We start from the raw sequence: 15,382 nt of genomic DNA, 5'->3' as shown, positions 1-15,382 counted from the left end.
TGTCCAGGACGACGAAGGATGGGCGATGCCCTCCTCCCGCGCTGGGGAGCGAGGCGCCTTACGCCTCGCCCACCGTGTCGAACATCGCCGCGTCCATGGCTTGCGCGGTGGTCTTGCCGGCCCACACCACGAACTGGAACGCCGGGAAGTAGCGCTCGCAGGCGTGGATGGCGCCCGCGAGCATGGCTTCGCATTGCGCGGTGGAGGCGGTGAGGCCGCCCGGCAGCACCAGCGCCTGGCGGTGCATGATCATGCCGGTGTTGGTCCACAGGTCGAAATGGCCGACCCACAATTGCTCGTTGGCCGCGGCGACGAGCCGCTGCACCTCGCCCCGGCGCTGCAGCGGGATCTTCATGTCGAAGGCGCAGGCCAGATGCAGCGCCTCTATCTCGCCCATCCAGGTGAAGGAGAGCTGGTAATCGGTCCATTGTCCCTTCGAGACAATCGTGAGTTCGTCTTCGCCGGAGCGTTCGAACGGCCAGTTGTTGCTGGCAGCGATATCCTCGACCACCGCGAGCGGATGGCTCTTGGAATCGATAGTGCCTTCGAGCAGGGACATGCCGTCTCGACCTCTTGCCTTCTTGTTGTTTTGATACGCACGCGGTTGGCCCGGCGCGCGCTCCCTAAACGTCGCTACGGCGATCCCTAGGGTCGCTCTTGCGATCCCCTCGGATCAGCGCGGGCCTGTCGCGGATCAAGTGATGTGATTTGCGGAATCTGCGCAACCGCGTCCCGAGTCCGTCCACAAGCCAGGACTCGTTCGTCCACAGCTCATCTCCGCCACAATTGTTAACGGGGAGAGGCAAAACCGGACGAGGGAGAACAAACCGGAATCGCATTCGGGCGGCCGGCGCCAATTGCTAATTCCGTCCCGCGAGGGCCGCTCCCACCGCGACGGCATGGGACCATGCGCTTTGCCCATGCGGAACGCGCTTGCCGCAACGGCTCGCCGGCGGCATATTTGCTGGCAGGCCGTTCATCCCGAACGGCCGATGTTCTCAGGGCGGGGTGAAAGTCCCCACCGGCGGTAAGGGCCGAAAGGCCCAAGCCCGCGAGCGCCTTCCCCGAGGTTCTTGATTTTGCCGAAGGGAAGGGTCAGCAGATTCGGTGCAACTCCGAAGCCGACGGTCAAAGTCCGGATGAAAGAGAACGGTCGGTGGCAGACGCATCGCAAGATGCGGCTGTTTGTCGTTCCGTGTGCCCTGATTCTGGTCCTTAAACCGAGGAAAGCCATGAATCAGATGTTGCAAGATCCCCAAATCCAAACCTCCAAAGCCGAAACTGAAGTCGCCCGACCGCCGGTTCCGCAGGATCCGGCGCCCGAACACCCGCGCTTCGCAAAGCCGCAGCGGGTGGCCTTCGTGCAGGCCTGCTGGCACCGCGACGTGGTCGAGGAGGCCCGCCTCGCCTTCCTGAAGGAGGCAGAAGCGCGGCTCCTCACCCATGTCGACGTGTTCGAAGTGCCCGGCTCGTTCGAGATCCCGCTGCATGCGCAGGTCCTCGCCAAGACGCGCCGCTACACCGCGATCGTTGCGGCCGGTCTCGTCGTCGATGGCGGCATCTACCGCCATGAATTCGTCGCCGACACCGTGATCAAGGCGCTAATGGACGTGCAGCTCCGCACCGAGGTGCCGGTGTTCTCGGCCGTGCTGACGCCGCAGCAATTCCACGAGACCGAGGTGCACTACGACTTCTTCCGCAAGCATTTTGCGATCAAGGGCACGGAGGTCGCGGCCGCCTGTGCGGAGACATTGCTCGGCCTGGAACGTCTGCGCGGCCAGGTCGCGGCGGGGATCGTGGGGTAGGCAGACTGCCGTAGGGTGGGCGAAGCGCAAGCGTGCCCACCAGCTTCATCGAAAGAGAAAGGTGGGCACGGCGCTTTGCGCCTTTGCCCACCCTACGAGACTGAAGTCATTCCGGGGGCTCGCGTAGCGAGAACTACGGTGCGCAGTTGCGCACCTAAGAATCTCGAGATTCCGGGTTCGGCGCTGACGCGCCGCCTCGGAATGACAATAAAGAAATCAGTCGAACAGGCTCGACACCGACTCTTCGGCGGCCGTGCGCGCGATCGCGTCGGAGATCAGGCTGGCGATCGGCAGCGTGCGGATGTTCGGCGCCTTGGTCACCGCCTCGGTCGGCAGGATCGAGTCGGTGATCACCAGCTCCTTCAGCCTGGAGCCGGAGATGCGGGCGGCCGCGCCGCCGGAGAGCACGCCGTGGGTGATGTAGGCGTAGACGTCCTTGGCGCCCTTGGCGATCAGCGCGTCGGCCGCGTTCACTAGGGTGCCGCCGGAATCGACGATGTCGTCGACCAAGATACAGGTGTAGCCGGCGACGTCGCCGATCACGTTCATGACCTCGGACTCGCCCGGACGCTCGCGGCGCTTGTCGACGATCGCGAGCGGGGTGTTGATGCGCTTGGCGAGGCCGCGCGCGCGGGCCACGCCGCCGACGTCGGGCGAGATCACCATCACCTTGGAGAGATCGAACTTCTCCTTGATGTCGCGCACCATCAGCGGCGCCGCGTAAAGGTTGTCTGTCGGGATGTCGAAGAAGCCCTGAATCTGGCCGGCATGCAGGTCGAGCGTCATGACGCGGTCGACGCCCGCCTGCGTGATCAGATTGGCCACGAGCTTGGCCGAGATCGGCGTGCGCGAACCCGATTTGCGGTCCTGCCGGGCGTAGCCGAAATAGGGCAGCACCGCGGTGATGCGGCGCGCCGAGGAGCGGCGCAGCGCGTCGGTGATGATCAGGAGCTCCATCAGATGGTCGTTCGCTGGGAACGAGGTCGACTGGATGACGAAGGCATCCGAGCCGCGGACGTTCTCCTGGATCTCGACGAAGATCTCCATGTCGGCGAAGCGCCGCACCACCGCCTTGGTCAGCGGCAGGTCGAGGCCCTGCGCAATGGCCTGCGCCAGAGCCGGATTGGAGTTGCCGGCGACGAGCTTGATGGAGCCGTTTTTGGCCGACATGGACGCTTCCTCCCGCGCTTTGCTGGATACGACCTTCAACATCCTACGAATACCCATTGGAAGCACGGTTACGACGGGCGAGGAAATATCAGGCCGGGGGCTCGAATGGCAACCCGGGACGCTACGTTTTCCCTTCGAAAATCCTGAGTCGGGCCAACGGTTTGGCCGTAACTTGGGCCCGTGGTTTAGCGGGGGTTATGGCTCGGCGTAGCCGAGCGCCGTGGCCGGCATGTCCGGCGCGGGCGCGACCGGAATGATGGTCGCCACGGCCGGTCCCCGCAGGCCTGGAGCTACGCCTGAGGCATCCGGCGTTCCGTTGATCATGTTGGAAAGTCCGCTGAATCCGGCCTGGGCGATCTTTCGCAGCACCAGGTCGTCGGCAGCGCCCCAAGGGTCGCGGCCGCCCTTGGCGGACGTGGGTTCCTCGCCGGAGAGGCGCAGCGCCCGCTGCTGGTTGGCGTCGTAGACGTCCCAGACCCATGCAATCATGGTCTTGCCGCGCACGATTTGAGCCGAGAGGTAGCTGCGCACGCGATAGGCCGCCGTGCCCTCGCGGGAGACGACGGACAGACTGCGCAGCTTGGATTCGCTGTCGAGCACACCGACCATGCGGTCGAACACCTGCGGCGGCGGCCCGTCGATCGATTCGAAGGCGACCGTTGCGCCCGAGCCACCGTTCGGCGCCATCGCATAGGAATTGCTCGGCGCGTTGCCGCCGGCGCAGCCGGCAAGCATGGTCGCAGCCGCCAGCAGCATGACCGCCAGCACGCGCGCGCCCGCGCGACGCGGAAAAGATGACGCTTCCCTCATTATGGAGGGCAGCGATATCGTTAAAATCGATTAAGGTCTAGGGCAGGCTAGCCACAAACAGCACCGTCATCCCGGGACAACAGCGTGTTGCTCTTGTGTTCACGCTTCGAGCGCGATGGCATGAATGTGGCGACCGTAGTCCGGCTCCTTGCGATGCACCGAGCGGCGATAGCTGAAGAAGCGCTCATCGGCATAGGTGTCGAGACCGAGATCGTCGACCATCAGGATGCCGGAGGCTTCCAGCCGCGTCCGGATGAAGCCGGCGAGATCGAACATCGCGTGGCTCTCGCGTACCGACGGGATGAAGAACATCGCGTTGTCCGCATCCGCCTCGATGAAACGCGCCACGAACTCGTTGCCGACTTCGTAGCTCTCCTGCCGGATCAAGGGGCCGATCGCCGCGATGATGCCGTCGCGCGTGGCGCCGAGTTTCTCCATCGCCGAGATCGTTGCTTCCAGCACGCCTGATAGCGCGCCCTTCCAGCCGGCATGCGCACCGCCGATCACGCGCGCATTGGGGTCGACGAATAGCACCGGCCCGCAATCGGCGGTGGAGATGCCGAGCGCAATCCCGGGTGTCCTGGTGACAAGCGCATCGCCCTTCGGCCGCGGCCCGTTCGGCCACGCGCGATCTACGACGAGCACGTCGGGCGAATGGATCTGGTGCAGGCTGAGAAAACGCTCCGGTGCGACGCCGACATGCTCGGCCATGCGACGGCGGTTTTCGGCGACGTGGGCCTGATCGTCGTTGGAGCCGAGCCCGCCGTTCAGCGCGGAATAGATGCCGCTGGAGACGCCGCCCTCGCGGGTGAAGAAGGCATGACGCAGGCCGGGCACGGCCGACAGCAGCGACGAGGCAAGCGTCATGAGGCTTCTCCGGCGCGTTCGAGATCGCTGAGACCGGCAAGACCGGTCAAACCTGGCTCGGAGATGCCGAGCACCTTGAACATCGAGCCCATGCCGCCGCGCCCCGTATCGGTCAGGCGCTTGAGCGCCACCGAAATGTCGGTTGCGACTTCGGGCGTAGCCTTCTGCATCAGCGCCGCCGCGCGGGTCTCAATGCCGATGCGCTTGAGGAAGTCGCCCTGCGTCACCGGCCCGTGCACGCGGGCCCCGACATCCTCGGCCGCACGCGCCAGCGCCTGGAAGTCGACATGGGCGGTGACGTCGGCTTGGCCCGGGGCCTTCAGGGGATCGGTGAAGCTGTGGCGCGCGATCGCCTGAAACGTATCGCCGGCATCGCTGCGCAAATGGCCGTAGTCGATGATCAGCACCGCGCCGTCCTGGTCGCGCACGCGCGTGGCGAGCTTCATGATCTCGCTGTCGGGCCGCCATTCGAACACGGCACCGACCGGCGCGGCGCGCACCAAGGGCGGCAGCAGCACGTCGAAGCGCGGCGTCGGCTCGGGCGCGGCACCGAACTGAAGTTTTCCGTTGGGATCGATCTCGATCACGCGCTCGTGCCAGCCGTTCTCGTAGCGGACCATCTGATGGATCGGCAGCACGTCGAAATATTCGTTGGCGAGGATGATACTGGGACCTTCCGGCACCTCGTCGATGCTGTCGTGCCAGGCGATGTTGCGCACGTTCGCCAGCGTCGCACTCTGCCGCTCGCGCAACACCGGATTGACCTCGACCATGTGGATGTGGAGTGCCTGGTAGAGCGGCGGCAGCACGCGCAATGCGCGCAGCGCGTCCGCCATCATGGTGCCGCGGCCGGGGCCGAGCTCGATCAGCCGCAAAAATTGCGGCGAGCCCATCTGCTTCCACACCGAGGCGGCCCACAGTCCCAAGAGCTCGCCGAACATCTGGCTGACCTCGGGCGCGGTGGTGAAATCGCCCTCACGCCCGAGCGGATCGCGCGAGACGTAATAGCCGTAGCGCGGGTGCATCAGGCACAATTCCATGTAGCGCCAGACCGGCATCGGGCCTGAGGACTTGATCAGCGCCTTGATCTCGTTGAGTAGCGGCGAGTCGGTCACGATCTATGTTCTCGGAATGAATTAACGAATGGCCTCGATGGGCTTCGGCGCGCCGCGCCTGACTGCCCATACAATAAGTATGGTGCCGACGATAAGCATCGGGATCGACAACAGCATGCCCATGGTTAACCCGCCCCACAGGAAGCCGAGCTGGGCGTCCGGCTCGCGAAAATGTTCGCCGGCGATCCGGGTCAGACCATAGATCAGGATGAAGGCGCCGAGGATCATGCCGGGCCGCTTCAGGGCACCGAAGCGGATCATGATCGCGAGCAACGCGAACAACAGGATGCCTTCCATGCCGGCCTCATAGAGCTGGCTCGGATGGCGCGGCAGCTGTGTGGGATCGTTCGGGAAGATCATCGCCCAAGGCAGGCTCGCATCGGTAGCGCGGCCCCACAATTCGCCATTGATGAAATTGGCGATGCGTCCGAGCAGCAGCCCGACCGGGGCGACCGCGGTGGTGATGTCGCCGAGCGACAGGATCGAGATGCCGTTGCGATGAGCAAACAACATTACCGCGACGACGCAGCCGAGGAAGCCGCCATGGAAGGACATGCCGCCCTCCCACAATTTGAAAGTCGCGGCGGGATGGTCGATGAAGAACGGCAGATTGTAGAACAGCACGTAGCCGGTGCGGCCGCCCAGGATGATGCCGAGCGTGACCCAGAGGATGAAATCGTCGATCTGGAGCAGCGAGATCGGTGCGGGTCCGCCCCACAGACGCTGGTTCTTGAGGAGCGATCTCGCATAAAGCCAGCCGAACACGATGCCGCAGATATAGGCCAGCGCATACCAGCGGATCGCGAACGGACCGATCTCGAGGGCGATCGGCTTGAAGGCGGGAAAGTCGATGAGCAGAAAGGGCATCGCGCCTTCTATGGCTGAACGAGATTGCGGCGATCGAGCGCCAGCAGACGCCCAGTGATTCTTGTTATGCAGGGACGTTGAATACGATTGCAAGGAAACCGGGGCATGACAAGGATGCCCCCGCTCGGCCCTTGAACCGGCCCCATCGGATTGCCATTGTGTTTCGCAGAGTTCGCGCAAAGTTCATCGGAGGCAGCCATGACCCAGACCAGCAACCGGTTTTTCGACGAGATCGGCCGCCTGATGAATGACGCTGCCGGTGCCGCCCAGGGCGTCAAGCGCGAGTTCGACACGGTGATGCGCACCCAGGCGGAAAAATTCCTGCGCGACATGGATCTGGTCAAGCGCGAGGAGTTCGAGGCGGTCAAGGACATGGCCCGCCTCGCCCGCGAGGAGAACGAGGCGCTGAAGGCTAGGATCGCGGCGCTGGAGGCCAAGTTCGGCGGAACGCCGACGTAAGGCACGCGCTCTTACCCGCCCCTGGAGGGGGAGGGGCGCAGCGCATGCAGCGAAGCGGAACGCGGCGGGGTGGGGTCATCTCTCCCCATGGGCACCGCCTCAATGGCGAGACTGTCACCCCACCCCGGCGCTACGCGCCGACCCTCCTCCTCCAGGGGAGGATGGCACCCCATTCTCCTTGCCATTTCCCCAGCTTCCGGGTAAAAGCCCGCCACGTCCGCAGCCCCCGCACCCCTGGAGGCTTGCTGCGGATGCTGCCATGGGCCGCGCTGCGGCCCATTAACTTTTGCAAAAACAAGGACTTAACGAGATGGCGACGACCGTCAAGGAATTGAAGGCGACCGCACGTCCGAAGAGCGGCAAGGGGGCCGCCCGGGCTGAGCGTCGCGCCGGCAGAGTGCCCGGAGTGATCTACGGCAACAACCAGCCCCCGGTGACGATCTCGATTGAAGATCGCGAATTGCGTCAGCGCATCCTCGCGGGCCGGTTCCTGACCACGCTGGTCGACATCGACCTCGAGGGCAAGAAGCACCGCGTGATTCCGCGCGACTATCACCTCGACCCGGTCAAGGACTTCCCGATCCATGTCGATTTCATGCGGCTGGGCGAAGGCGCCACCATCCGCATCAGCGTTCCGCTGCACGTGGTGAAGGCGGAAGGCTCGCCCGGCGTGAAGCGCGGCGGCACCGTCAACATCGTCGCGCATGCGATCGAGCTCGAATGCGGTGTCGAGAGCATCCCGCAATACATCGAGGCTGACGTCGGTTCGCTTGAAATCGGTCACTCGCTGCATCTGTCCGACGTCAAGCTGCCGGCCGGCGTGAAGGCGCTGACCCGCGAGGATGCGACCCTCGTCACCATCGTCCCGCCGTCGGGCTACGCCGAAGAGCAGAAGGCGGCAGCTGCGGCTGCGGCGGGTGGTGCGGCTCCGGCCGCGGGTGCTGCTGCTCCGGCGGCGGCTGCTCCGGCAGCGAGTGCTGCTGCTCCGGCGGCGGCTGCCAAGGCTCCGGCCGGCGGCGACAAGAAGAAGTAATCTCTCAAAGCTGGCGCGCGGTCCCCAGGATCGCGCGCCGAGCGAGGGGCGCGCCGCGTCATGCGACTCTTTGTTGGGCTCGGCAATCCCGGCGCGAGATACGCACGTAACCGGCACAATATCGGCTTCATGGCCGTGGACGAGATCGCGCGGCGTCATGGCTTTGCGCCATGGCGCCGCCGCTTTCAGGGCGAGACCTCGGAAGGCACGCTCGGACCAGAGCGCGTGATCCTGCTCAAGCCCACGACCTACATGAACGATTCCGGCCGCAGCGTGCAGGAGGCGGCAGGCTTCTTCAAGATCGCGCTGGGCGACGTCACCGTGTTCCATGACGAGCTCGAACTGCCGCCGGGCAAGGTGCGGGTCAAGATCGGCGGCGGCATTGCCGGGCACAATGGCCTGCGTTCGATCTCGGCCCATATCGGCAACGATTATCGCAGGGTGCGGCTCGGCATCGGACATCCCGGCGTCAAGGAGCTGGTCCACGGCTACGTGCTGTCGGACTTCGCCAAGACCGACAACGAATGGGTGGCGACGCTCTGCGAAGCGGTCGCCGAGCACGCCCCGCTGCTTGCCAAGGGCACCGACGCGACCTTCGCCAACAGGGTGCACCTTGCTATGCAGGCAAAGGGATTTTTGATCAAGGACGACAACGGCAAGGAATAACGCTCGTGGGATTCAAATGCGGGATCGTCGGATTGCCGAATGTCGGCAAGTCGACCTTGTTCAATGCGCTGACCGAGACGGCCGCGGCGCAGGCTGCGAACTATCCGTTCTGCACCATCGAGCCGAATGTCGGCGAGGTTGCCGTGCCCGATCCGCGGCTTGAGAAGCTCGCCGCCATCGCCAAATCGGGTCAGATCATTCCGACCCGGCTGACCTTCGTCGACATCGCGGGCCTCGTGCGCGGCGCGTCCAAGGGCGAGGGCCTTGGCAACCAGTTCCTCGCCAACATACGCGAGGTCGACGCCATCGCGCATGTGGTGCGCTGCTTTGAGGATTCCGACATCACCCACGTCGAGGGCAAGATCGCCCCGCTCGCCGACATCGAGACCATCGAGACCGAGCTGATGCTCGCCGACCTCGACAGCCTTGAGAAGCGTGTCGACAACCTCTCCAAGAAAGCCAAGGGCAACGACAAGGACGCCAAGGAGCAGCTCGACCTCGTCAACCGCACCCTGGTGCTGCTCCGTGACGGCAAGCCCGCCCGCCTCGTCGAGCGCAAGGCCGAGGAGGAGCGCGCCTTCTCCATGCTGGGGCTGCTCTCATCAAAGCCTGTGCTCTACGTTTGCAACGTCGAGGAAGGCTCGGCCGCAACGGGCAATTCGTTCTCCAAGGCAGTCGAGGAGCAGGCCGCCGAGGAGGGCGCCGTCGCCGTCGTCATTTCCGCCAAGATCGAGTCGGAGATCGCGACCATCTCGCGGGACGAACGCGCCGACTTCCTGGAGACATTGGGTCTCGAAGAAGCCGGTCTCGACCGTCTGATCCGCGCCGGCTACCGGCTTCTCGACCTCATCACCTATTTCACCGTGGGGCCGAAGGAAGCGCGCGCCTGGACCATCCATCGCGGCACCAAGGCGCCGGCGGCGGCCGGCGTGATCCACACCGATTTCGAAAAGGGTTTCATTCGCGCCGAAACCATCGCGTATGAGGATTACGTCGTCCTCGGCGGCGAAGCCGGCGCCCGCGATGCCGGCAAGCTTCGGCTCGAAGGCAAGGAATACGTCGTCGCCGACGGCGACGTGATGCATTTCAGGTTTAACACGTAAGGCTTCGACGGTCTCGTAGGGCGGGCAAAGGCGCGACGCTCCGTGCCCACCATCTATCCAAGATCGCGATGGAAGTGATGGGCACGCTTCGCTTTGCCCACCCTACGGCAGCTGCGCACGCCTCACCGCACCCCGCCGCCCTGGTCCCTGATCGCGCCGAGATGCTCGTTGATGCGGAAGACAATCAGGATCAGCTCGGCGAGGATGCGCGAGAACACCACGCCGACGACGACGCTCGCGATCGACGACAGCAGCACAAGGAAGCCGCCGAACGGACTGATCGCCATCGCAGCCAAGCCGGAGAAGACGCCGGAGAGGCCGAACAGGCAGATCAGCGCGATTACCAGCCAGTAGAAGGTCTTGATGATCGTCGGTGTGATGAAGCGGTCCCACTGAAACAGGTCGCTGAATGAAAACATCGTTCTCCCCAGGGCAAAGCGGCTTTTGCCAGATCCGGCTTTGCTAAATGATCCTGACTTTCGGCTGATCCGACTCAAGACCAACCCCGCTGCATCGAATGTAGCACGAGCCATGCGGGCCCGCGGGTTGAGATTGCCACAAAGTGCGGCCACAATCTGTCATTTCCGCGAACCAATCCCAAGATGACCCTGACCTTCGAAGATTTCCCGCCCGGGCGGTTCGGAACGTTCGGCCCGCGCCATGTCACTCGCGACGAGATTTTGGCCTTTGCTGCCGAGTTCGACCCGCAGCCGATGCACCTCGATGAGGAGGCGGCGGCTAGAAGCATGCTGCGCGGCCTGTCCGGTTCGGGGTGGCACCTCTGTTCGCTGATGATGCGGATGATGGCCGATGGTTTTATTACGCGCGCGGCTTCGCTCGGCTCGCCCGGCGTCGACGAGGTGCGCTGGTTGTCTCCGCTCCGGCCCGGCGACGACCTCATGCTCGAGGTCGACGTCGTGGAGGCGCGCACTTCGAAAAGTCGCCCGGAGCTCGGCATCGTCAAGTTCAAATGCACCGTGCGCAACGCGGCGGGGCAGGCGCTCGCCGAGATGACCTCGCCGATCCTGATCAAGCGGCGCGAGGGGACGGCCTGATGCGGTTCTTTGAGGATATCGAGATCGGCCAGCGCCGCGAGATCGGCACCTATACGTTCACAGCGGAGTCCATCAAGAGCTTCGCCGCCAAGTTCGACCCGCAGCGCTTCCACCTCGACGAGGAGGAAGGCAAGAACTCGCTGTTCGGCGGGCTCGCCGCCTCCGGTTGGCATGTCGGCTCGGCCTGCATGAGCCTGCTTGTCGCCGACGGCCAGCGCTTGGCGCGGGAAGCCGCCTCGCGCGGCGAGGAAGTTGCGGTGTGGGGTCCGTCGCCGGGCTTTCGCGATCTGCGCTGGATCAGGCCGGTGCTTGCCGGCGACACGGTCGCTTACGTCAACGTCGTCATCGACAAGCGCACCTCCGCCTCGCGTCCCGGCTGGGGCATTCTGACGGCTCGCACCACCGGCACCAACCAGCGCGGCGAGGAGGTCTATTCCATCACCGCCTCAGCCTTTGTGCCGATGCGCACGAACGGTGGTTAGATCTGTTCCAGGATGAACGGTCCAATTGAGTGCGCGAGTGTTGCCCGCGCGCTATGGACGCGATTCGGCGTGGCTGTCATAAGCCTGCGCGATATGGTTACCGCGAAGCAGTTTGGCGGAACCAGTGAGGTGCTAACTAATTATGAACCTGTAGCTGTCTATTTGAAACGAATGGGCAGAGGACAGGGGACGAGGACCATGGCAGATCGCGGCGCACTCAAGTTTGTCGGATTCATCTTCGCGACCGCGACGCTGGCCGTGATGCTGGTCGCCGGCATGGTGGTGAAGGGCTATGCCGATGGCGCCTACACCCTGGAAGCCTCGACCGTGGAAGCCGCTCGGTAAGAGTTCGTCAATTGTCGGGGCCGCCTCCGGCCGCGCGTCAGCGGCTGTAGACGAACGCCAGCACCGCGACCGCAACCACCAGCAATCCGACAAAGCGCAGCATGATCGTGCCGAGCTGATTCGGCGCGGGCCGCAGCGATATAGGGTCCGTGTTATCGGGCCGAATGCTTTCCATGACATGTCCCCCCGCGCGGCCGCAAGAAGGCCACAGGCGCTGGGCATTGGTCGCCGGGGAGGGGTGGAGGGTTCAAATCACCCTTCGCTGTCACGCCCCGTGCTGCCACATCCTCCGCAGTCGTGCCCCGCGAAGGGGGCATCCGGTCCGCCGCCGCCCCTCCGTATCCTGGCACTGTCTCGGAGTACTGGATCGCCCGCCTGCGCGGGCGACGACACCTATCATGTCGGAGCGTGTGCGCACCTATCACATGCCCCATGAATCAAAACGGGCGCGCTCCCTTCCGGGAACGCGGCGGCCGGTGATGCGGTGCTTCGCGATCAGCTGTTGCGCAGGCCGTCGGCGGCGCGCTTCCACTGCGCGACGTTGTCGGCGATCATGCGGGTCGACTTCATCGCGGCCTGGCTGAGCTGGGCGTAGCCGGAGATCTCGCGCTGGACGCGCTGGCCTTCGGCATGGAGCAGGTCGCGCAGGCTCTCGAGCTCGGAGATCAAGTTCTCGATCTCGGCCAGCGAGGTGCCGGCGACGCGCTGGATCAGCGAGTTGACGTTGTTGACGGTGGCCTCGGCGCTCGGGTCGAGCGGCGGCGCGTCGGGGGCCGTCGATGCCGGACGGCGCAGATAGGCGATGTCGTTGCGGACGAAATCGCGGATGCCGGCCTCGACCTCGGTCACGGCGGCGAGGTTGGTGTCGACCGTCTCGGTCTCGGTGGTTTCGGTCTTTTCCGGACGCATGGCGTTCATCGTTATTCCCCTGTTCGCGTTGAGCGCGGCGCGAGTGTCCCCCGCACGACGACGTCTATTTTGGCGACTAGGGCGTCCGATTTTGACCGCAAATTGGCCGAGATGCGGCAAGGGCGGACCATTCGGGGGTTTTGCCGTGGCGTATGGTTAGGAGAATGTGAATAGGGAACCGCGACGGCAAGCCATCCCCTCATGGTGAGGAGCGCGCCCTTCGCGCGCGTCTCGAACCATGCAGGCCCCGCTGTAGCAGCGAGGCCTCGATCCTTCGAGACGCGCTCCTTCGGAGCGCCCTCAGGATGAGGGGAGAAAGTGGCGGCTCGCCCTACCAGCTCTTCTTGAAACCGGCTGTCAGGCTCTTGTTGATCGCGCCTTGCGAGGTCTCGCCGACCGAGCCGGAGACGGTGACGTTGTCGAACAGCTTTTGCTCGGCGCCGAATTTGCGCAGCCATTTGTCGTCGGTGGTCGACAGCGTCTGGCCGGCGGTAATGCTGGTGCCGATGTCGGTGAGGGTGATCTTGGCGGTCTGATCGGTCTCGTAATTTCGAGTGACGTGGCCGCCGATGCCGGGGACGGCGGTCGTGCCCTGCTGGTCGACGCTGTAGCCGTTCTGGAGCGTCAGCGAGGTGTCGCCCGACAGCGGCACCGACTTGGTCAACGAGGCCCCGATCTTGCTGTGTTCGGTGCCGGGATCGACCCGGGCTTCCACCGCGGTCTTGTCCCAGATCGAGCCCGCGCCCGGCGCCGTCGCCGCCGCCCAGGCGCTGCCGGAGGATTGCGGTAGGCTGCCGCCGTTGGTGGCCTTCTGCGCCAGCAGCTCGGACATCGTCCGCGGCTCGCTCGTCACCGTCATGTCGGCGCCGATCCGCGTGTCCCAGAACGAAAACACCGATTGCTTCACCGTCACCGCCGAGGAGCCGTTTGCATTTGGATTCGAGGACCAGGCCGGGCCGTCCTTGGCCGCGGTCTGGGCGCGCTTCTTGGCGGCCATGGGGTCAATGCCGGTGCCGGCATCGACTGCGAGCTGGCTCCAGTCGAGCTTGTCGACGTCGATGCCTTTGAGCACGTCGGGGTCATTGACGTCGGGGGCCTGCGCCGCCTCGGTCTCGGCCTCATCGTCAGGCGCGATCGTCGCGGATGGAATGATCTGTGCCGAGACCGTCAGCACGGAGCCCAGAATGAATGCGGTCGCCAGCAACGGCAGCCTGGTCCGGCCAAACCCTGTCGAGAATTCCATCGTCCTGCCCGCGAACCCCAGCGCACGCTTTCCAACAATATATATCGGCCTTCGGCCGTGCGCCATTCCGCGCGACAGATGCTGATCCATCGTCACGAAATTGTGGCGGCTCGCCTCGAATAACGAACCAACGGGCCGCGCGAAAGGCGCGCGCCCGACGACGAGCTGTGACACGACCGCATCCGGCGGGGCTGGAAGCCAGGGCGTCATGTGAGCGTCGTCATCGGTCCCGAGCAGCGGGACCCGTTGGCGTCCCCCCTCAGCCGGCGCGGCTCATCTTCGGCAGATGAATGGCGCGGCCGAGTGCCTGCTCGACCAGGTCGAACGTGTCGATCAGCACCCGCATGCTGGTGAGCTTTCCCGCCCTGAACTGGGCGAACTGCGCCACGCGCAGCGAGATCGGCTTGTTGGAATCGAGCGCCGTCAGCGAATAGCGCAGCATCGAGGCGGCTGAATCAACGCCGAGCATGATGCTCTCGCGGTCGAAGCGGCGAACGTGGAAATTGTCGGCGAGCTGGCGGATGACGTCGAGCACGGCGTCCTTGCCCTGGCGCGCGCCAAGGAACGGAAACATGTCGATCGGGCCGTACAGGGCCCACTCGACGTCCTCGTCGATCAGGGCCTCGATATCCCTGAACTGCCGGTCGTTGATCGCGCCATGCAACGCGCGCGAGAAACGCCAGAGGCTGTGCTCTGTCATTTGGGCTGTCCTGAAGCTGGCTTGCAAAAAACGGGAAAACAACCCCATGCACAGTAAGGTGCCGGGGTCAGCTCGTTCGTATACAAATAAACTACGGGATTTCGGCCAAAACGCAATTCACGTTTTCGCAATGCACCATTGAACGCAATTTGTGAGATTTGCAATAGAGTCCCGCAATTTCCCGGTGCTTGCCGGTTAGGTTCCTCGGATCGCGGACGCCCCCTTCAGCGGACAACAGCGGGGAAGGGCCGCGTGACCCGTCTCACATCACCTCTCCACCATCGCGCCTAACGTCATCCCATGTCATCAGGGAGACGTGTCATGGCCGCCATCGCCACCGTCAGAAAGTCCCGCCTGCACAACGCGGTCGAAGGGCTCGCGCTGACCGCGACGCTGCAGAGCTTCCCGACCTTCGCCGCCGCCGCTTTCCTGCTCAAACTCGTCGGCGACCACGACCTCGTCGGCGACCCCGGCGTCGCCATCTTCGTCGCTGTCGCCTCGCTCGCCCACGCGCTGCTCGCAGTGACCTTCGGCCCGAGCTTCCCGGCCTTCTTCAAGACCGTCTACGAGCCAAAATTCTTCGAGGCCCATCTGACGCTCGCCGGCAAGATCACGGCATGGCGCACCCAGCCGGTCGCCTCGCTCCAGCTTGTGACCATCGTGCTGCTGCTGTCGGTAATGGCGGTGGTGACGGCGAGCGTCGGGTGAGGAGCGCGCTATCCCTCTCGTCATTCCGGGGCCCGCAAACCGGCG

20 protein-coding genes and 1 riboswitch are annotated in these 15,382 nt (G+C 64.6%); of the genes, 9 read left to right on the top strand and 11 right to left on the bottom strand.

Annotation, left to right across the window (positions count from 1 at the left end):
- Window positions 1–58: 58 nt before the first annotated feature.
- Window positions 59–559, bottom strand: a complete 501-nt coding sequence (locus tag IVA96_RS01220) for a YbjN domain-containing protein (RefSeq protein WP_247415049.1) — start codon at window positions 557–559, stop codon at window positions 59–61.
- Window positions 560–990: 431 nt separating this feature from the next.
- Window positions 991–1,155: riboswitch (FMN riboswitch) on the top strand.
- A 77-nt stretch (window positions 1,156–1,232) separates the two neighbouring features.
- Here IVA96_RS01220 and IVA96_RS01215 point away from each other — a divergent pair.
- The gene (locus IVA96_RS01215; RefSeq protein WP_247415047.1) at window positions 1,233–1,805 is read left to right on the top strand and encodes a 6,7-dimethyl-8-ribityllumazine synthase; all 573 of its coding nucleotides are present in this window, start codon (window positions 1,233–1,235) and stop codon (window positions 1,803–1,805) included.
- A 216-nt stretch (window positions 1,806–2,021) separates the two neighbouring features.
- On the opposite strand, the gene IVA96_RS01210 is transcribed toward IVA96_RS01215, so the two are convergent.
- The 5 genes from IVA96_RS01210 to lgt all read right to left on the bottom strand — a co-directional run bounded on the left by IVA96_RS01210 (window position 2,022) and on the right by lgt (window position 6,634).
- Window positions 2,022–2,975: a ribose-phosphate pyrophosphokinase gene (locus tag IVA96_RS01210; RefSeq protein ID WP_247277545.1), complete on the bottom strand. Its 954-nt coding sequence runs from the start codon at window positions 2,973–2,975 to the stop codon at window positions 2,022–2,024.
- A gap of 195 nt (window positions 2,976–3,170) precedes the next feature.
- Window positions 3,171–3,785, bottom strand: coding sequence for a hypothetical protein (locus IVA96_RS01205; RefSeq protein WP_247277544.1), 615 nt, complete (start codon window positions 3,783–3,785; stop codon window positions 3,171–3,173).
- Window positions 3,786–3,884: 99 nt separating this feature from the next.
- Window positions 3,885–4,652, bottom strand: a complete 768-nt coding sequence (gene pgeF, locus IVA96_RS01200) for a peptidoglycan editing factor PgeF (protein WP_247415044.1) — start codon at window positions 4,650–4,652, stop codon at window positions 3,885–3,887.
- Window positions 4,649–5,767, bottom strand: coding sequence for an SAM-dependent methyltransferase (locus IVA96_RS01195; protein WP_247415042.1), 1,119 nt, complete (start codon window positions 5,765–5,767; stop codon window positions 4,649–4,651). The genes pgeF and IVA96_RS01195 overlap by 4 nt, the downstream gene beginning before the upstream one ends.
- Before the next feature lie 21 nt (window positions 5,768–5,788).
- Complete coding sequence (gene lgt / locus IVA96_RS01190) at window positions 5,789–6,634, bottom strand: prolipoprotein diacylglyceryl transferase (RefSeq protein WP_247415040.1); 846 nt, start codon at window positions 6,632–6,634, stop codon at window positions 5,789–5,791.
- A gap of 198 nt (window positions 6,635–6,832) precedes the next feature.
- Here lgt and IVA96_RS01185 point away from each other — a divergent pair, with 198 nt between their 5' ends.
- The 4 genes from IVA96_RS01185 to ychF all read left to right on the top strand — a co-directional run bounded on the left by IVA96_RS01185 (window position 6,833) and on the right by ychF (window position 9,895).
- Window positions 6,833–7,093, top strand: a complete 261-nt coding sequence (locus IVA96_RS01185; protein WP_247277540.1) for an accessory factor UbiK family protein — start codon at window positions 6,833–6,835, stop codon at window positions 7,091–7,093.
- A 310-nt stretch (window positions 7,094–7,403) separates the two neighbouring features.
- On the top strand, window positions 7,404–8,126 hold the full coding sequence (locus tag IVA96_RS01180) for a 50S ribosomal protein L25/general stress protein Ctc (RefSeq protein ID WP_247415038.1): 723 nt from the start codon (window positions 7,404–7,406) through the stop codon (window positions 8,124–8,126).
- Window positions 8,127–8,186: 60 nt separating this feature from the next.
- Window positions 8,187–8,792 carry an aminoacyl-tRNA hydrolase gene (gene pth, locus IVA96_RS01175; protein ID WP_247415036.1) on the top strand — a complete coding sequence of 202 codons (606 nt, stop codon included), beginning with the start codon at window positions 8,187–8,189 and terminating at the stop codon, window positions 8,790–8,792.
- Window positions 8,793–8,797: 5 nt separating this feature from the next.
- Window positions 8,798–9,895, top strand: coding sequence for a redox-regulated ATPase YchF (gene ychF / locus IVA96_RS01170; protein WP_247415034.1), 1,098 nt, complete (start codon window positions 8,798–8,800; stop codon window positions 9,893–9,895).
- A gap of 122 nt (window positions 9,896–10,017) precedes the next feature.
- Here the strand turns inward: ychF and IVA96_RS01165 are convergent, their stop codons facing one another.
- Window positions 10,018–10,314, bottom strand: a complete 297-nt coding sequence (locus tag IVA96_RS01165) for a DUF4282 domain-containing protein (protein ID WP_247277536.1) — start codon at window positions 10,312–10,314, stop codon at window positions 10,018–10,020.
- 183 nt (window positions 10,315–10,497) lie between these two features.
- Between IVA96_RS01165 and IVA96_RS01160 the strand changes: the two genes are divergently transcribed.
- The 3 genes from IVA96_RS01160 (at window position 10,498) to IVA96_RS01150 (ending at window position 11,777) form a co-directional block, all read left to right on the top strand.
- On the top strand, window positions 10,498–10,950 hold the full coding sequence (locus tag IVA96_RS01160; RefSeq protein ID WP_247415031.1) for a MaoC family dehydratase: 453 nt from the start codon (window positions 10,498–10,500) through the stop codon (window positions 10,948–10,950).
- A complete protein-coding gene (locus tag IVA96_RS01155) occupies window positions 10,950–11,432 on the top strand; it encodes a MaoC family dehydratase (protein ID WP_247415030.1) in 483 nt (160 codons plus the stop codon). Before IVA96_RS01160 ends, IVA96_RS01155 begins: the two co-directional genes overlap by 1 nt.
- Window positions 11,433–11,630: 198 nt before the next feature.
- Entirely contained in the window at window positions 11,631–11,777 is a 147-nt protein-coding gene (locus IVA96_RS01150; protein WP_027545961.1) for a hypothetical protein, read from the top strand.
- Window positions 11,778–11,814: 37 nt separating this feature from the next.
- On the opposite strand, the gene IVA96_RS01145 is transcribed toward IVA96_RS01150, so the two are convergent.
- The 4 genes from IVA96_RS01145 to IVA96_RS01130 form a co-directional block, all read right to left on the bottom strand.
- Window positions 11,815–11,952 carry a hypothetical protein gene (locus tag IVA96_RS01145; RefSeq protein WP_247277533.1) on the bottom strand — a complete coding sequence of 46 codons (138 nt, stop codon included), beginning with the start codon at window positions 11,950–11,952 and terminating at the stop codon, window positions 11,815–11,817.
- A gap of 320 nt (window positions 11,953–12,272) precedes the next feature.
- Entirely contained in the window at window positions 12,273–12,695 is a 423-nt protein-coding gene (locus IVA96_RS01140) for a hypothetical protein (protein ID WP_247415028.1), read from the bottom strand.
- 322 nt (window positions 12,696–13,017) lie between these two features.
- Window positions 13,018–13,929: a hypothetical protein gene (locus IVA96_RS01135; RefSeq protein WP_247415027.1), complete on the bottom strand. Its 912-nt coding sequence runs from the start codon at window positions 13,927–13,929 to the stop codon at window positions 13,018–13,020.
- Window positions 13,930–14,188: 259 nt separating this feature from the next.
- Window positions 14,189–14,629 carry a nuclear transport factor 2 family protein gene (locus IVA96_RS01130; RefSeq protein ID WP_247415025.1) on the bottom strand — a complete coding sequence of 147 codons (441 nt, stop codon included), beginning with the start codon at window positions 14,627–14,629 and terminating at the stop codon, window positions 14,189–14,191.
- Window positions 14,630–14,950: 321 nt separating this feature from the next.
- Between IVA96_RS01130 and IVA96_RS01125 the strand changes: the two genes are divergently transcribed.
- Window positions 14,951–15,337: a hypothetical protein gene (locus IVA96_RS01125; protein WP_247277529.1), complete on the top strand. Its 387-nt coding sequence runs from the start codon at window positions 14,951–14,953 to the stop codon at window positions 15,335–15,337.
- The last annotated feature ends 45 nt before the right edge of the window (window positions 15,338–15,382 follow it).

The organism is Bradyrhizobium sp. 159 (assembly GCF_023073795.1).
GTDB lineage: Bacteria > Pseudomonadota > Alphaproteobacteria > Rhizobiales > Xanthobacteraceae > Bradyrhizobium.
Note: the sequence above shows the minus strand (reverse complement) of the source record. Positions and strands in the feature narration are given on the sequence as shown.

What these genes read in the sequence shown, in the direction of transcription:
- IVA96_RS01125 (WP_247277529.1), top strand. Translation starts at nt 14,951, where the DNA reads ATGGCCGCCATCGCCACCGTCAGAAAGTCCCGCCTGCACAACGCGGTC.
- IVA96_RS01210 (WP_247277545.1), bottom strand. Translation starts at nt 2,975, where the DNA reads ATGTCGGCCAAAAACGGCTCCATCAAGCTCGTCGCCGGCAACTCCAAT.
- lgt (WP_247415040.1), bottom strand. Translation starts at nt 6,634, where the DNA reads ATGCCCTTTCTGCTCATCGACTTTCCCGCCTTCAAGCCGATCGCCCTC.
- IVA96_RS01160 (WP_247415031.1), top strand. Translation starts at nt 10,498, where the DNA reads ATGACCCTGACCTTCGAAGATTTCCCGCCCGGGCGGTTCGGAACGTTC.
- IVA96_RS01220 (WP_247415049.1), bottom strand. Translation starts at nt 559, where the DNA reads ATGTCCCTGCTCGAAGGCACTATCGATTCCAAGAGCCATCCGCTCGCG.
- IVA96_RS01185 (WP_247277540.1), top strand. Translation starts at nt 6,833, where the DNA reads ATGACCCAGACCAGCAACCGGTTTTTCGACGAGATCGGCCGCCTGATG.
- pth (WP_247415036.1), top strand. Translation starts at nt 8,187, where the DNA reads ATGCGACTCTTTGTTGGGCTCGGCAATCCCGGCGCGAGATACGCACGT.
- IVA96_RS01150 (WP_027545961.1), top strand. Translation starts at nt 11,631, where the DNA reads ATGGCAGATCGCGGCGCACTCAAGTTTGTCGGATTCATCTTCGCGACC.
- IVA96_RS01165 (WP_247277536.1), bottom strand. Translation starts at nt 10,314, where the DNA reads ATGTTTTCATTCAGCGACCTGTTTCAGTGGGACCGCTTCATCACACCG.
- IVA96_RS01205 (WP_247277544.1), bottom strand. Translation starts at nt 3,785, where the DNA reads ATGAGGGAAGCGTCATCTTTTCCGCGTCGCGCGGGCGCGCGCGTGCTG.
- IVA96_RS01215 (WP_247415047.1), top strand. Translation starts at nt 1,233, where the DNA reads ATGAATCAGATGTTGCAAGATCCCCAAATCCAAACCTCCAAAGCCGAA.
- IVA96_RS01180 (WP_247415038.1), top strand. Translation starts at nt 7,404, where the DNA reads ATGGCGACGACCGTCAAGGAATTGAAGGCGACCGCACGTCCGAAGAGC.
- IVA96_RS01145 (WP_247277533.1), bottom strand. Translation starts at nt 11,952, where the DNA reads ATGGAAAGCATTCGGCCCGATAACACGGACCCTATATCGCTGCGGCCC.
- IVA96_RS01140 (WP_247415028.1), bottom strand. Translation starts at nt 12,695, where the DNA reads ATGAACGCCATGCGTCCGGAAAAGACCGAAACCACCGAGACCGAGACG.
- IVA96_RS01155 (WP_247415030.1), top strand. Translation starts at nt 10,950, where the DNA reads ATGCGGTTCTTTGAGGATATCGAGATCGGCCAGCGCCGCGAGATCGGC.
- IVA96_RS01135 (WP_247415027.1), bottom strand. Translation starts at nt 13,929, where the DNA reads ATGGAATTCTCGACAGGGTTTGGCCGGACCAGGCTGCCGTTGCTGGCG.
- pgeF (WP_247415044.1), bottom strand. Translation starts at nt 4,652, where the DNA reads ATGACGCTTGCCTCGTCGCTGCTGTCGGCCGTGCCCGGCCTGCGTCAT.
- IVA96_RS01130 (WP_247415025.1), bottom strand. Translation starts at nt 14,629, where the DNA reads ATGACAGAGCACAGCCTCTGGCGTTTCTCGCGCGCGTTGCATGGCGCG.